10 protein-coding genes are annotated in these 16,551 nt (G+C 48.2%); 6 read left to right on the top strand and 4 right to left on the bottom strand.

All coding sequences use genetic code 11. The features are described 5' to 3' along the window. Positions 1–427 precede the first annotated feature (427 nt). From WCK19_RS04420 to WCK19_RS04395, 6 genes are all read left to right on the top strand, one after another. Positions 428–958 (top strand): hypothetical protein, encoded by a 531-nt coding sequence (locus WCK19_RS04420; RefSeq protein WP_342396152.1) that lies wholly within the window; start codon positions 428–430, stop codon positions 956–958. Between the two features lie 228 nt (positions 959–1,186). Beyond that, the gene (locus tag WCK19_RS04415; RefSeq protein WP_342396151.1) at positions 1,187–2,176 is read left to right on the top strand and encodes a lysylphosphatidylglycerol synthase transmembrane domain-containing protein; all 990 of its coding nucleotides are present in this window, start codon (positions 1,187–1,189) and stop codon (positions 2,174–2,176) included. A 361-nt stretch (positions 2,177–2,537) separates the two neighbouring features. Then, positions 2,538–3,059: a PadR family transcriptional regulator gene (locus WCK19_RS04410; protein ID WP_342396150.1), complete on the top strand. Its 522-nt coding sequence runs from the start codon at positions 2,538–2,540 to the stop codon at positions 3,057–3,059. A 93-nt stretch (positions 3,060–3,152) separates the two neighbouring features. Then, positions 3,153–4,388 (top strand): glutamine-hydrolyzing carbamoyl-phosphate synthase small subunit, encoded by a 1,236-nt coding sequence (gene carA / locus WCK19_RS04405; protein WP_342396149.1) that lies wholly within the window; start codon positions 3,153–3,155, stop codon positions 4,386–4,388. Between the two features lie 66 nt (positions 4,389–4,454). Continuing rightward, a complete protein-coding gene (locus WCK19_RS04400; RefSeq protein ID WP_342396148.1) occupies positions 4,455–5,201 on the top strand; it encodes a hypothetical protein in 747 nt (248 codons plus the stop codon). A 183-nt stretch (positions 5,202–5,384) separates the two neighbouring features. Next, positions 5,385–9,431, top strand: coding sequence for a magnesium chelatase subunit H (locus tag WCK19_RS04395; RefSeq protein ID WP_342396264.1), 4,047 nt, complete (start codon positions 5,385–5,387; stop codon positions 9,429–9,431). Positions 9,432–9,589: 158 nt separating this feature from the next. Here WCK19_RS04395 and cysK read toward each other — a convergent pair whose 3' ends face one another. The 4 genes from cysK to WCK19_RS04375 all read right to left on the bottom strand — a co-directional run bounded on the left by cysK (position 9,590) and on the right by WCK19_RS04375 (position 16,398). Further along, positions 9,590–10,585, bottom strand: a complete 996-nt coding sequence (cysK, locus tag WCK19_RS04390) for a cysteine synthase A (protein WP_342396147.1) — start codon at positions 10,583–10,585, stop codon at positions 9,590–9,592. 164 nt (positions 10,586–10,749) lie between these two features. Further along, complete coding sequence (locus WCK19_RS04385) at positions 10,750–11,562, bottom strand: PIG-L family deacetylase (protein WP_342396146.1); 813 nt, start codon at positions 11,560–11,562, stop codon at positions 10,750–10,752. 214 nt (positions 11,563–11,776) lie between these two features. After that, the gene (locus WCK19_RS04380; RefSeq protein WP_342396145.1) at positions 11,777–14,290 is read right to left on the bottom strand and encodes a DNA topoisomerase (ATP-hydrolyzing) subunit A; all 2,514 of its coding nucleotides are present in this window, start codon (positions 14,288–14,290) and stop codon (positions 11,777–11,779) included. A 2-nt stretch (positions 14,291–14,292) separates the two neighbouring features. Beyond that, complete coding sequence (locus tag WCK19_RS04375; protein ID WP_342396144.1) at positions 14,293–16,398, bottom strand: type IIA DNA topoisomerase subunit B; 2,106 nt, start codon at positions 16,396–16,398, stop codon at positions 14,293–14,295. Between the last annotated feature and the right edge of the window lie 153 nt (positions 16,399–16,551).

Below are 16,551 nucleotides of genomic sequence, written 5' to 3'. Positions count from 1 at the left end.
GGGTTAATTTGGAATTTTTCGAGAATAATTCTCTTATTATAATGAGACTTCCTCAAGTTGTCACGTTTCAAGCGAGAATCAAAAAAGGACTTGCCAATCAGGGATTTGCGGCGCCTTATAGCAAAATTCTGAAACAGAGTTCGACCCGATAAAAGTACCAGACTGCTCCTATTACTAACGTCCTAATCCTATTGGTACCAATAGCTTACTCTTTCTCATATCCTTATTTCCATAATTCTATTATCATGCCTATATACGAAAATTCCGCATTAAGGTAGCGGTTCTTTAAATCGTAGCTTGGTTATTACAGTGTATCGAAAAACTAGCGGGCTTGGTCTATCCGTATTATTTTATTTTTTTTCTTCTTAACCTTTCTCCACTAGCCTTTCAGATACTATATTGCACAACAGAAAGGACTTATCATTTTATGAATAAGAAGAAAAGTACCATTATTCTAGGGCTTATAGCGGTACTGTCATTATTAGCTTTGCCCTTTGGCATTTGGACTGCCAACGCCAGTACAGTGGCTTTTGGCAACTGCACTTATACCCAAGGTTATTGGAAAACCCATCCCGAAAGCTGGCCCGTTAATTCTCTTACAATTGGCGGAGTTAACTATTCCAAAGACCAATTGATTAAGATTTTCAACACTCCTCCAAAGGGAGATGCCAGTTATATTTTGATGGATCAACTTATTGCAGCTAAGCTGAATTTAATCAGTGGCGCAAGTGATTCCGCTGTAGCATCAACGATTTCCAATTCGGATACTTGGCTGTCAGCTAATAAACTGGGTAGCAAGTCCAAGGATCAAGCCGCTATCAACATGGCAAATACCCTCGACCAATTTAATAACGGTTTAATTGGTCCCGGACACTGCGGTAGCGTCACTCCTCCGCCACCGCCACCAACTCCGCAGCAATGCTACGATTATAACGGTTCTATCGTTCCATGCCCTTAAACCAGAGTATCGGTAAATAGGGTTGTAAGACAAGCGCTACCAGGGATAATGACCCCTTGGTAGCAAAAACCCAAAGTATGGGGTTAAAAAGTTGGGAATCTCTTTCAGAAACGAAATTACCGAAGCTCCGAACTGTTAGAAGTCTGGTTTTGTAATTACTCACCCTCTAGCCCCCTCAAACCAGCAGGAATTGAGCCTACATTGTTATTAAGCGAGGAGCGACAACGGATGCTTTCCAGTCAAACTGAACAATTAATAACCCCAATACAGGCTCCTAAAATCGGCAAAATAAACCGAAAGCGTCTCTTTTTGCGATTGGGCGGCACTGCTCTGCTGGTGTTTTTTTTGTGGCGACTGAATCTTAACTTGGGGCAGGTCGCAGATGGGTTGCTGAAAGCCAATCTGTGGCTGGTAGCTATGTCAATCCTGTTAATTTTCCCGATAATCCTGCTTAAAACTTGGCGTTGGTGTCTATTACTAAAGAGCCTTAATATACCTCTGTCATTCGGACGCGCTTACCATCTTTATGCGTTGGGTCTTTCGGCTGGCAGTTTTACACCCGGTCAACTTGGAGATGCGATAAAAGCTTGGCGACTACGCGATAGGGGGCATTCGTTGGCGCAATCGCTGTTATCGGTGGTGTTGGACCGTCTTTTTGATATTATTGTTTTGCTGGCTTTAGCCGGCGGCAGCATTCTAATTCTGGGACCTGCTTTTATTGGGGAATGGCCCACCCTGTTGCTTTTGCTGACTGGTACAGGCATAGGTTTAGTTATACTCGGTTTTGCCTCATTACGGCAACGCCTATTATCTCTTCTTAAACACGTTCTGGGTAATAAAATCAAGGAAGGCTCGGAAGCTACGGTCTTTCCATTGTCAAAAACTACGGCTTCACATCTGCTGGTCTGTCTGTTAATAACCGTCCTGACAATGTTCACTGCAATTATGAGAACTTGGTTGCTGGCTTTTGCTATAGGAATGAACCTAAGCCCACTGGAAGTTATAGCCGCCAGCAGCCTCGCCACTTTTGCCGGGTTGATACCGCTTTCGGTTAGTGGGATTGGCGCACGTGACCTAACCCTAATTGGTATTCTAGCTCAGATGGGGTTTGCCCGTGAATCTGCGTTGGTGTTATCTACTCTGCTGCTGGCTCTTAACCTTGTAAACCTGTTGGTTGGAATGGCTATTTGGTTTTCGCGCCCTCGCCGTTTCAAATAAGGCGCTGCTAAAAGCCTAGCTTATTAGGACAAGTGTGGAGTCTCAGAATCAAATTTAAACCCAAACTTTGCTATTATAGATTCTACTACGCTCATCCATTGTCGAATTCCCCTGTTGCATGGTTCGAGCATGCGCCCAGCATGTGTTACCTAATAATATCATCATGTACAAGTGTATTATTTTACTTGTCATAATGTGGTATAATATTCAAGTGTAAATAATCATTAATGACTATTTGAGATGAATTATATTGGCGTATTGCACAATTAGTCAAGATTGACTATAATACTCATCACAAACAGTGACCTACGTGGAGAGGCAGTCATTGCTATCTTTCCTGCATAGTGTGGAGTAAATATTAATGGATGATCAGTCGCTACTGCTGCTGGGAATCTTGAAGGTGCAAAGCCAGCATGGTTACCAGATTAATGAATTTATTGAAAAAAATCTGAGCCGTGTTACCAATATGAAAAAGGCTACAGCCTATGCCACCCTTGAGCGCCTCGCAAAAGCTGGCTACGTTACCGTGACCTTTGAGCAGGAAGGAAACCGCCCACAGCGCAAAGTCTATTCAATCACCTCAATGGGTGAAGAATACTTTATAGAGCAACTACGCGAAAATTTAGCATTGGCGGAGCAAATGACTTTCACCGGTGATATTGGTCTAATGTTCCTTGATAATTTGCCGCGCCCCGAAGTTGCCCAACTCCTTAAGATGCGTTTAGCGGATGTAGAGAAGCAAATTGCTAGTTTTGAAAAAGCGCCCTTTCATGCCAACGGTCATGGCGTTAATCTAGCAGTTGCCCATGTTCTCACGCTGTTCAAGTCTGAGCAAAAATGGTTGCTTGCTACCATACCTGAACTTGAATCAGTTACACAATAAATTGTGTATCAGGGCTTTTTAGCGTATAATTCTGCCAAATTATTACTGATACAGTGCAAATGCACTCTTAGAGGTTTAAATTACGAGGAATAAATGTCGGTTGATTCCGGGGAAACGATGAAATTATTGGAAAACATACAAACCCCGGCGGGTGATGACAAGCTGTTAAGGCTTCCCGCATATTTTGATGAAAGACCCGAATTGAATAACCTCGCGCTACTGGCTCTTGAAGACGGTCGCATATTTAGAGGCTGGGGCTTTGGTTCAGCTGAGGTTGCCGAAGGTGAAGTCGTCTTTAACACCAGTATGACAGGCTATCAGGAAATTTGCACCGACCCAAGCTATCGTGGCGAAATAGTCTGCTTGACCTATCCTATAATCGGTAACTACGGCATAACCGATGCCGATGAGGAGTCTCGCGAAAACTGGCTTAGCGGCTTGATTGTGCGCGACTATACCCCCGAATGGAGTAACTGGCGTGGGCAGAATAGCTTACATAATTATCTCCAGAAACGCGGTATTCCGGGCATTTATGGAATTGATACCCGCGCTCTCACCCGTCACCTACGTACTAATGGGTTGATGCGAGGGGTTATTGTTCGTCCCAAACCGGAAGAAAGCGATGCTGAGATAGTTTTGAGAGCGCAAAATGCGCTGATGCCTGCCCAGAAAAATGTGGTTGGAGATGTAACTACCCCATCCATTTATCGCTATCCCGCGCGCTCTGTTGAAGGTTCGCTTGGCATAGAAACTATGCGAATCGCGGTGCTAGATTGCGGATTGAAGGAAAATATCCTGCGCTCACTGGCAAGGCGTGGCGTTAGCGCGACGGTTTTACCCTATACTGCCAACTTGAGCGATATTATGGCGCTTCAGCCTGACGCGGTTTTTAGCTCGCCCGGACCCGGCGACCCCGAACGCAACACCACAACCATCGAGGCATTGCAAGGTGTGCTTGCGCAACATCTTCCATTCTTTGGTATTTGTCTTGGACACCAATTACTTGGTCTGGCGATTGGTTGTACTACCAGTCGTTTGAAGTTTGGTCATCGGGGTGGCAATCACCCGGTTAAAGACCTTGCAAGCGGCAAAGTACATATAACCAGCCAGAATCATGGGTTTCAGGTTGATGCCGATTCGGTGCCGATTTCGCAAGGGTGGCATGTCAGTCAGCTTAACCTGCATGATGGTTCGGTAGAGGGACTAGCGCATGAAAGCCTCCCGGTCTTTAGCGTTCAGTACCACCCGGAAGGTTCACCCGGTCCGCAGGATAACCAGTACCTTTTCGATCGGTTTATTATGATGGTACAGGATAGCAAGAATAAGTAAGCGATATGGTATTGCTTATGCCTGCTCCTTTTAGATATTTACCGATATAATTTAGAAGCGGCACAAATGGGTCGTCATGATGATGATTACAGAATACCGCCTTTACCTCCCGAACCGCCACCACCCTTAAATATAGGTGGTGACCCTGATCGGTTCCCTTCGACTATTTCCGATTCCCATTATGATGACGATTATAACTACGAGATACCGCAGGAACAATCGGATATTGATGAACCGCAACTAGGTTGGTGGGCGCAACGTACCACCGCCGCCAAAGCTATTATTATTATGCTTCCGGCTCTACTAGTTGTATATATTGTGGTGTTGAGCTTTATATTTCTATACAGCACAACTTCAGCCCTTAATACTCCCTCGCCTACGCCACAAGGTGCGCCACTTCCTACCAATACACTGCCTGAGATTGTCGTTAAGCCTACCATACCCGGTTTATTACAAACTGTCACTACAGCAGGTCCAATACCTACTGCTACGCCGCGCCCTACTGCTAAACCTGAAGCTACACCTACACTACTGCCAACACCCGCGCTATCTTCGACAGTTGTTGCCACAGTAGCTTCTACTGCAACTGCCTCAAACGCAAATTCCGGTACGTCCGGTATAACAACCCCTACCTTAGCTCCTGCCAAGACTCCTATACTCGGCGTTACAGGCACTCCGGCAACAACTACAACTGTTGCCACAATTAGCTCCAGCCCTACGGTTACAATCACATCCGGTACACCCGGTACAACAAAAGCCGCCACCACTAAAGCTGTAACTACCACCGCTCCTGTTACAACTAAAACCCCATAATTGACTAATTGTGCTATATGCTTTATAATCCATTTCAAATAGTCAACAATGAATAATTACAAATGAATATTATATCAGTTTGATTATCGCCACACTCAAAAGTGCCAAGTCCTTCCAAAAATTTGTAGCCTAAATACTTGCTAGTTATAATCAGGTTCACTATAAGTGAATAAATAGGGAAAGATTTATAATTTTATCTCGCAAGAAATCGAGAGAAGGGAGCTAGACGTTATGAAGTTCCTTTTTATGCTGGCTGAAGACAGTATGCTGGCTGCTGTAGAGCAAGGCGCAGCGGCTGTTCAACGCAAACATGGCATAAAAATTGAAATGAAATTTTGGACTGCACGCATGCTGCGTGAAGGTTCCACCAACTGGAGTCAGTTTGAACAGGATTTGAAAGAATGCGATCTGTTCTTGGCGAGTATGATTAGCGCTGACACACAGCAGGTTTATACCCTCGAAAAATTGCTCAAAACTTATGCTCCAATGCGCCGTGATCGTGCGATTATCGTTCTGAACTCGATGCCAAACCTGATGGCTTTAACGCGCATGGGTGATTTTGAATTTACCAATTTCCTCCAGTTCATGAAAAATGGACCCGTTGGGAAAATTTCTGGCTTCGTAGGCGGTATTCGCAAACTGATGAAGCGCGATGATGGGAAAGAGGTTGAGCCGGACTTTGACCCTGATGAGGTGCGAGGCAGGCAAAAATTACGCCATCATAAACCTGCTAAAAAAGGTGTAGTCTCTGGTATGATGGGCGTTTTACGCCACCTACCTACTGTGCTGAAGCTAGTTCCCGGTCAAGCGCAAGACTTACGCGCTTATTTGGTTATTATGCTTTACTGGCTGAACAGTTCGCCGGAAAACTACGAAGAGTTCTTCAAATATGTGATAGATCGCTATATGCCTTCTTATACCGGTCCGAAACTGAAGGCAAAAGACCCGGCTATTTACCCGCAACTGGCTTTGTTTCATCCAGATGCGCCCGGCAAATATTTTCAGACTCGTGAAGAGTATGAAAAGTGGCTGACTAAAGCCCGTCCGCAATCGGTTGGTCGCCCTCGCGTGGGCTTACTGACTATGCAAGGTTCGTACATGTCTGGCAATTATAAGCACATATACGAACTGATACGCCAACTCGATGCTGAAGGGGTTGAGTCAATGCCCTGCTTTGTAGGAGGGTTGGATTATCGCCCCGCAGTAGAAACTTTCTATCTGGACGAGGATAAGAAAGGTAATATTACGCCCGCAATTGATTTACTTATCAATACAGTGGGCTTCTCAATGGTCGGTAGTATGGCAGGAGCAGACCCAGAGGCGGGCATAGCCGAGCTTAAACGCCTAAACCGACCTTACTGGTCAATTATGCCTTTGATGTACCAGAACGAGGCAGAATGGCGTAGCAGCCGCACCGGTCTTAGCCCCTTGCAGGTTGCTTTCATGATTGCAGTTCCTGAATTGGATGGCGCTACTGAACCGCGTGTTTATGCTGCAACCGGGCAACTCGCCAATGATAAAACAATTCAGGCATTACCTGCCGAAACTCGCCGAGTTGTGGCAAGGGCGGCGCGTTTTGTCAAACTACGAAACAAGCCAAACCGCGACAAGAAAATATCGGTGGTATTGTTCTGCTATCCGCCGAATAAAGGCGCAATTGGCACGGCGGCCTATCTGGGCGTTTTTGAAAGCCTCTATCGCATTATGAAGCGATTGAAAACCGAAGGCTACAATATTGAATTGCCGCAAGATGCTGATGATTTGCGAAAACAATTGACGGATGGCAACTCAGCGGTTTATGGCACAACCGCAAATGTGCATACTCATATGTCTGTTACTGACTATATGAAGCTATTCCCAGATTATGTAGAACTAGAACAATACTGGGGCAGCCCTCCCGGTCACATGCTCAACGATGCGGAAGGCTTCCAGATATTGGGCAAGCAATTTGGAAATCTGCTGGTAACGTTGCAGCCAACCTTTGGCTATGAAGATGACCCCTTGCGCCTGTTGATGGCGGAAAACGTGGGTACTAACCATGCTTTTGCCGCTTTTTATACTTGGCTGAATAAAGTTTATAAAGCCGATGCCGCTTTACACTTTGGAACTCACGGCGCGTTGGAATTTATGCCGGGTAAACAAGTTGGCTTGACCGCAAAATGTTGGCCCGATCGCTTAATCGGCGATATTCCGAATTTTTATCTATATTGCGTTAATAACCCATCGGAAGGAACAATCGCTAAACGGCGCAGTTATGCAACCCTCATCAGCTATCTATCGCCCCCGATGGAGAATGCCGGGTTATATCGCCAGCTTTCACAGCTAAAAGATACCATCAACCAGTATCGCAATAAGTTAAGTGAGGGTGGCGATTCCTCAATCCTCGAATCAATTATTGAGCAGGCGCAAGCCCTCGAATTGAGCGTAAAGGTTACACCTGAGCAAGGGATTGAGACGTATTTACTCGAATTATACGCCGCCTTGCTCGAAATCGAAGAACGCTTGATACCTACCGGCTTGCATTTGCTGGACGAGTTGCCGGATGAAGCTTTCTTAAACGATGTATTAAATTCGGTTGGAAGTTTCTCACGCGGTAAACCGGGCAGCGCTGAAGAGATACCTTCTATTACCGAAATGGTTGCAGAAGGTTACGGCTACAACCTTGATGATGTTCGCAAAAATGCTACCCGCGATTCTGACACTATGACAAAGTGGGAGCAAATAGAGCGGGCGCAGCGTGAGTCGGTTAATATTTTTGTGCAGAACTGGCTAAAAGGCAACAAAGAAGCAGCCCGCAATGACGCGGTGCAACACCTACGTGCTGTTGCAAAACTCGATCCAAAGCGCAGCATGCCCATGATGGAATATCTTTCCGAAGTGGCAGAAGCGATGTTTATCCAGAACGAGATAAACCAGATTGTACGCGCATTCAACGCCGAATATATCGAACCTAGCCCCGGCAGCAACATTGTGCAAAACCCAGCGGTTCTGCCTACCGGACGCAATATTCATGCGGTTGACCCTTCGCTAATCCCTTCGCCTCTAGCTCGCCGCAATGCCGAACGTAGCGTAAAAGCGATAGTTGAGAAGGCGCGTCAGGAGATGGATTTACCGGAAGGGCAGTATCCTGAAACAATCGCAATGGTATTGTGGGGTACTGACAATATCAAAACCGATGGTGAGGGTATCGCTCAATGCCTTGCTATGGTTGGGGCGCGTGCCATCAGCGATGGTCTGGGCAAGATGACCGATGTTAAATTGTTGCCACTTTCGGACTTGAATCGCCCTCGTCTTGATGTAGTGGTGACGGTTAGCGGTATCTTCCGCGATTTGCTGCCGTTGCATATGGGATTAATTGACCGCGCCATTCGTATGGCTGCTAAAGCAGACGAATCCGAAGAGCAAAACTTTATCAAGAAGCATGTGCGGGTCGAAATGGACAAAGGCGCAAGCTTTGATGAAGCCGTTACTCGCGTCTTTAGTAATGCTCCCGGACAATACGGCGCAAGCGTTAACTACATGATAGATAACAGCACATGGCAAAATGATAACGAGCTTAGCGATGCTTTCCTCAGTCGCAAGAGCTTTGCTTACGGTATCAAAACCGATGGCGAGAGCGCCCGTAAACTAATGGAAAATGCTCTAAGCAACGTTGAGTTGAGTTTCCAGAACGTGGACAGCGCGGAGGTTGGTATCACCGATGTTGATCATTACTATGAATATTTGGGTGGTATCAGCAAAACGGTTGAGAAATTGACCGGGCGCCGCGCTACCACACTGGTCGCCGATAGCCTTTCCGCTAGTAGCTCTAGCCTAGCACAGGGCAAGAGTATTAAGACCCTAGAAGAAGCGGTACGGCTCGAATCACGCACCAAGTTGCTCAATCCCAAATGGTACGAGGGTATGCTCAAGTACGGGTTTGAGGGGGTGCGCGAAATTGAGGTAAGGGTTAATAATACCTATGGCTGGAGTGCTACCAACGATGCGGTTGATAAGTGGGTTTACGATGGCGTTAACGAGACGTTTGTTCAAGATGAGGAAATGCGTGACAGGTTAGCCGAACTAAACCCTCATAGCCTTAAAGGTATTGTGGGACGGTTGCTTGAAGCAAATGGACGCGGTTTCTGGGAAGCAGACGCATCTATGATTGAGAAGTTAAAAGAAATCTTTGCCGGTCTTGAGGATGAGATTGAAGGAGTTGGCGAACCAAATTTGATGGCCCGCAAATGATTTTATTATGATGAGGTACAGGGGGAGGCTACGGCAAAAAAGGTTTCTGTCTCACTTTTGCTAAAGTCTTCTCCCTTTGTGAAAATAAAAAAGGTCAGGCTTATTTTCCATGTGTGTTAGGAAAATAAACTTGACCTCCAGATTTCAAGGGATTTAGGCTAAACCTGAAGCCCTTCCCGAATATCGGCAAATAAAAGCGTACTTAGGTAACGCTCTCCAGTGTCTGGGAAAATTACTACAATATTTTTGCCAGAGTTTTCTGGTCGTTTTGCTACCTGTATAGCCGCCCAAGCCGCTGCCCCACCGCTGATACCAATTAACAAACCTTCCTGCAAGGTGATGGCTCTCGCTGTGGCTATGGCATCATCATTCGACACCTGCACTATCTCATCTATTAGCCCCAATTCCAGCACATCCGGCACGAAACCCGCTCCGATGCCCTGAATTTTGTGAGGAGAGGGCTTGCCGCCGCTCAATACCGGGCTGGCAGAAGGCTCAACCGCAATCGCTTTCAGACTGGGTTTAGCTTCTTTAAGCGCTTGCGCTAACCCGGTGATGGTGCCGCCGGTGCCTACCCCACCGATTACAATGTCCACCTGACCGTCTGTATCATCCCAGATTTCTAGAGCGGTAGTGTTACGGTGAATTTCAGGGTTTGCCGGGTTTTTGAATTGTTGGGGAGTCCATGCGTTAGGAGTGCTTTCCAACAATTCGGCTGCTTTGCGAATTGCGCCGGGCATACCTTCTGCGCCGGGTGTGAGTACCAATTCCGCCCCATAAGCCTTGAGTAAAATGCGCCGCTCAATGCTCATTGTTTCAGGCATAGCCAAAATCAGTTTGTACCCTTTTACTGCTGCAACCCAAGCCAGCGCAATACCGGTGTTGCCGCTGGTAGGTTCTATGATAATGGTATCCTTAGTCAGCACACCACGGCGTTCTGCGTCTTCAATCATCGCCACGCCGATGCGGCACTTTACGCTGAAACCGGGATTAAAAGCCTCAAGTTTGGCGTAAACATTTGCAACCGCACCATCAGTCACCTTGTTTAAGCGCACAAGCGGTGTATTTCCCAACAGTTCGATAGCATTTTGGGCAATTTTGGGTTTGCGTTTGCGCCGTGCTACCAGATTATCAGTTGCCTCAGTTGTACTCATTCTCGGTCTCCTTCTTATAAACTTAATAAAAACTGGTTTATTTTGATGTTAATTCAATCTAAGCTACTAGGTCAGTAACCTGCTGCACCCCACCGGAGAAGATGAGAGAGAGGGCGACTCAAGGGGACACCCCTTGCGACCTTCGGCATCTTCCGAACTTGCAACTAAGCTACCGCCTCGATTTCCTCTAATCTATCGAGAACCTGCAAAAGGTCGTTGGCAGGTTGATAAGGCAGCCATTGTTTTCCTGCCACCCGCGCCAGCCGAAAGTATTCATACTCTCCTAACAATTGCAGGTCAGTTTGATTTAAACTCGCAAAACTGCCTGACTGGGTGCGATGGCAGGTTAGCGCTTCCCATTTACAGCGGTTGGTTTGGTGTATGTCTATTTTGAAAGGCAACTTTTCATCGGGAAGCCCTACCAATTTCAAGGGGATGTTTTCCAAACTTCCTTCCATACGGTTGCTCAAACTCTTGACTAGGCTTCTGCACAAACCCGCATAGAAAAGGGCAGCCCCAGTAGGGGCGGTTCGATTAAAAGCTAAGGTAGTAGCCTTACTGGTAGCGATATGGTCAGGATGCCCGGTCAAGCCGTCCGGTCCGAAGGTCAGGACAATTTCAGGCTGAAAGCTGTGGAGAAACGGTGCAATAACCCCCGCCAGTTTGGTAACGCCCAGTTCGGACAGCTTACCATCGGGTAAATCCTGTACCGATAGAAGCTCTACTCCCAACATTCGGCAAGCCTGTTCTAGTTCCAGACGGCGAATGGCTGCAATTGAACAGGATTCGGAAAGATGAGAAAGCGCATTTTTTCCCTGATTGCCCCCAGTAAGGCACAATACTTGCACTTTATGCCCATATCGAGCATAATGCGCCAAGGTTCCACCCATCAGAAAAGTCTCATCATCCGGGTGGGATAGCACTGCCAAAATCCTAGCTCTGCCCTGAAGTTTATCCTGTTTCTTTATTGCACCCATAAAACCAATGCCCTCAAAAAATTGATTAAATCAGAAGTTAATATGAGTATATATATCAACATACTCATCATTCTTTATCAAGAATAGCTTAGATAAGTAAGTTTGTCAAGAAGGTAAATATAGTTGTCAGGGCTTTTGCAAGAAACGTTTTTAGGGCAATAACCCGCTGGAGAGGATGAGTTCAAGGGGACACCACTTGCGCCCCCCTTACAACCTAAAACGCCATCGGTATAATTCTAGCCATTCCTACAAGTCCGGTCAGTTCCTCTAGCGGCTGACCTTTTCGCGCTCTAGGTAGCGTGGGTAAGGTGGAGGTTTTCAGGGTCAGGTTTCCACTCTCAGCGACTACCAGCAGGGTTACTTCCCCTCTGGCAAGCCAAGTGGCGACAATACTATCTCCTACCACCAGTCCGGTGGTCGCCACCCCGCCAGTAGCACGACCTTTTGCCGGGTATTCTGTCAAGGCTGTTTTCTTGATAACGTTCTGCTTGCTGAGTATCACCAGAAAGGCTTTCCCCTCATCTCCTCCCGACCAGTGATGGGCGTTTACTATGCGCGTTCCTTTGTTTAGAGCCATTGCTACCTGCCCCAACCCGATGCGACCTTGTGGGTTGAGCTTGTCATCCCCGAAGCGTAGGGTCTGCCCGGTGTTGGTAGTCAGGAGGTATTCGCCCTGCCCGTTACTAAACATGATGGATATAACCTCATCTCCCTCAGCTAGTTTCAAACTGCCTAAGCCCGCCCCGTTCACACTGCGGTATTCGCTCACGGGGGTTTTTTTGACTTTGCCAAGCGCCGAGAACTCTACCAGATACAAGGGGGCTGCTCCTTCGCCAAAGGCTGAACCGGGTACTGCCAAGAGTTGCACTACCCGTTCTCCTGCCTCCAGTTTCAGATGGCGTGCTATACTCTCACTTTTCCCGTTACGAGTGGTAAGCGTCAATTTCTCCACTGGTAGGCTGAAGATGCGCCCCTTGTTGGTGCCAGCCAAGACGAAAGCGTCCGGCGCAACTGCACACAAACTCGCCAAGCTCTCATCACTTTTGTGAGCTTTGCCCTTCGCCCCGAATTGGTCAGGGCTGGTGGCTTTGAGGGTGTCGTCAGTGTACAGGGCGAGGGTTAGCGGTTCCCTGACATTTGCTTGCGCTACTTCCTCCACTACGTCAGTACCAACCAGTTTAGCCCCGTCTATCACAGTGCGCCGCCCATCCCCGAACTTTTTCTCGGTTTCGCGTAACTCTTGCTTGAGTAGGCTGATGCACTTCGGGCGAGAGGACAGCAATTCTTCGTGCTGCTCTATTCTGGTAATTAATTCGGTTCTTTCAGCTTGATACCGCCCGGCATCGGGGCGTGTTACCTGTGACAAGCTCATATTGGCAATTACTTCAGCCTGTTCTTCGGTCAGATTGTATTTGTTTTGAAGGATGAGCTTAGCCTGCGCTTTGCCATCCGCTTCTTGGAAGATTCTGACGAGTTGCTGGGCATGGGTTGCGCCGACTATGAGGGCTTCCACGGTTGAAAGACGCACTCGGTATTGGTTCAGTTCAAAGGTGAGCCTTCTTTCCAATACATCTAGTTGGTGGTGTAACCAGTAACTCAAGAGTTCCACCATTCCCACTTGTTTGGGAATAGTGGCGGGGGCTTGCAGGTGGCTTTTGGGGGCGAATAGGAAGTAAAGTTGTGCGCTCACGGCTATCTGTAAGAGGGTGTGCCGGTACAGGCTTTCCAATACTACCGCCGGGTTTGCCTCTCGCTTCAGTTCCAGCACGATTCTAGTGCGTTCTTCGTTGGTTTCGTCCAGCGGGGGTTCGGCGACCAGTCCCTCGGTACCGGGTTTGCGTTCGTTGATAGAATCTATGATGGAGGCGATGACTTTATCGCGCCCAATGGGAGGTAAGCCGGTGATGACCAATGCTCTTTTGGTGGGGGTGAGTTGCTCTTGTACTACGTTGGCGCGGATGATGAAGCGTCCCCTCCCTGTTTCCAGATATTCCCGTACTCCGCCGCCTGACACCATTATTCTACCGCCTTCTGGGAAGTCAGGACCGGGTAGGTAGCTCATTAGCTGTTCGATAGAAAAGCTATTTCCTTCTAGCACTCCCGCATCCAACATGGCAATACTCACCCGCAGGCTTTCCCCTAAGTTGTGAGGCGGGACGGTGGTGGAGATGCCCACCGCTATTCCGTCAATTGAGTTGACGCAAGGAGGGATGTGACCGGGTAGGTACATAGGCTCGACCACTTTTGGGTCTTCTTTGTAGGTAGTTAGGAGCGGTACGGTTTCCTTTTTGATGTCTTCGGACAGAAGCGCTTCTGCCAGAGGGGTAAGCCGGGCTTCGGTGTAGCGGTAGGCTGCTGCCGGGCTTCCGTCACTTGCTCCCCAGTTGCCCTGTCCGTCTATCAAGGGGTAGCGCAAACTGAAGGGTTGCGCCATTCTGCTCATGGCATCGTACACTGAACTATCCCCGTGTGGGTGGCGGTCTCCCAATACTTTCCCCACGATTTCTGCGCTTTTGCGGTGAGGACCGGAAGCTAGGTAGCGTCCCTCAAAAAGGGTGTAAAGGATGCGGCGTTGGACGGGTTTTAGTCCATCACGGGCATCAGGCAATGCGCGGTCTTGCACAACGTACAAGCCGTACTGCCCGTAGTTTTGCCCGAACACTTCGTGAAATTCCACCGGTTTGACCGGACCGGTCTGATTAAAATCAAAGGCGGTTTGTTTTGCCACGGCTACGCCACTCCCTTCGCGTTCTTCGCTTTGCCTGCGGTTGTCGATTCAGTCGAGGTTTTGCCGATAGAAGGCATTGTCGGAGCCAGCCAACCGCCTCCAAACTGTTCCAGAAACTCTCTCCGAACTCCGGCATCTTTGCTCTCCATCAGTTGATGCACCAGCTTACTGGCTAAATCTGCCTCCTCGATTGTCACTCTGAGCAGGGTGCGCCGTGCCGGGTCAAGGGTGGTTTCTCTTAGTTCACGTGGGTTCATCTCCCCCAGTCCTTTGAACCGCTTAAACGCCAGCCCGATGGCATCCCGGTGCTGCCTAAGCCATTGGTCTTTGGCTGCATCGTCCAAAAGCCAGATGTCCTGCTTTTTGTAGGTGACTTTATAGAGAGGGGGTTGGGCGATATAGATATGCCCCTGTCGGATAAGTTCCGGCAACATTTCGTGGAAGAAAGTCAGTAGGAGGCATTGGATGTGTAATCCGTCCACATCGGCATCGCTCATTATTATTATTTTGTGGAAAGCCAACTTTGATAGGTCAAAACTGCTGCCAAAGCCTGTTCCTAGCACGTTCAGTAGGGTTAAGATTTCTTGATTGCTCACTATTGTGCTGAGTTTAGCCCCTGCTACGTTCAAAGGCTTGCCTCTCAGCTTTAGGATGGCTTGGATTTTAGCATCGCGCCCCTGTACCGCGCTGCCACCCGCGCTGTCTCCTTCCACTATCAGGATTTCGCTTTCCGCCGGGCTTTTACTGGCGCAACGCACAAACTTGTCTGAGATGGCTTTGTCTATGAGTAGTCCACCTTTGTCTCTGGCGGCAGCGCGGGCAAGTTCCTCATAATGTAGGGCTTCCTCGCGGGCTTTCTGCGAGGCTTCGATGCGTTTTAGCCAAGCGTTCCCCTGTTTTGGATTTGCGCTAAACCAATCCGATAGCCCCTGCCCTATTATGCTACGGGTTATGCCTTCCACCTCTGCCGAACTGAGCCTATCTTTGGTTTGGCTCTGGAACTGCGGTCTAGCCAGCTTTATGGCGATTGTTACGTACAAGCCCTGTTGGATTACTTCCGGCTTGAAGCTGACCGGTTGGCTTTTGGAGGGGGCTTTACCGTTCTTAGCTTTGCCCTTTGCTACCACTTTGCTTTTGGCTGCGTTTGCGCTATTGGTAATACCGTTGGCAGACTGTTCATTCACTACGCGGGTTAACGCTGCTTTGAAGCCGCTTTCGTGGGTACCGCCGTCACGGGTACGTATGGAATTGGCGTAGCTGTGAATGGTGGTTTGATAGCTTTCTGCGCTTATGAGGAGGGCAGCGTTCACCTGTACCCCGTCCCGCTCTCCCTCGATTAGGATGGGTTGGGGGAATAGGGCGCGAGCTTCTGCGCCTTCCAGTTCTTTGAGTAGGTCTATCACATAACCGCTCAGTCCATGCTGAGAATAGAATTCCTGAACCTTTGGGCTTTCTTCGCCCACTTGGTGTAGGGACAGGACTATCTTCAGTCCGGGGTTGAGGTAAGCAGCAGGTTTGATGCGGCTCACCAAAAGTTCTAAGTCATAGTGGGAACCGGCATCAAAGAGCTTGAGGTCTGCCTTCCAGCGAAAGCGAGTGCCTTGTTTGGCTTTATCGCATTTCTCTATTTTGTGCGGCTGGGGTTCTCCACGCTTGAAAGTTTGCCTAAAATGCTGCCCGTCCCGCCAAGAGTCTAGTTCTAGCACTTCGGCAAAGGCGTTGATGGCGGTGGTACCCACCCCGTGCAAACCGCCGCTACTAGCGTACGCGCTGGTTTGTTTAGAATTGTCAAACTTGCCCCCGGCGTGAATGGTCGAAACGATAATGGTGGCGGCGGGTAGCTTCTGTCCTTTGTGTTCTTTTAGCTCAAAGGGGATGCCTCGTCCTTCGTCCTCAACCGTTACCCAGCCGGTGTGCAGGTCTAGGCTTAGGGTGATGCAATTGCCATGACCGGCTACCGCTTCATCCACTGCGTTGGCAAAGGCTTCGTATATGAGATGGACTAGCCCGTGAGAACCGGTACTTCCGATATACATTCCGGGATTACGGCGTATCGCCTCTACCCCTTCAAGAACTTCTATGCTTTGGGCGTTATAGTTTTGTGACATTACGGTTTAATTTTCCTTATTTCCACAAGCGGAATAGAATTAATGTTTTTAGCACTATAGATAATATACCAGATTTGGCGAATTTTAGCCTTCTTTTCCAACCTGATACTAGGGCGTTGCAAGAAACGATTTTAGGGCAATAACCCGCCGGAG

The sequence above is a fragment of the Candidatus Chlorohelix sp. genome, assembly GCF_037138995.1.
Lineage (GTDB): Bacteria > Chloroflexota > Chloroflexia > Chloroheliales > Chloroheliaceae > Chlorohelix.
This window is presented reverse-complemented; position numbering and strand designations above follow the sequence as displayed.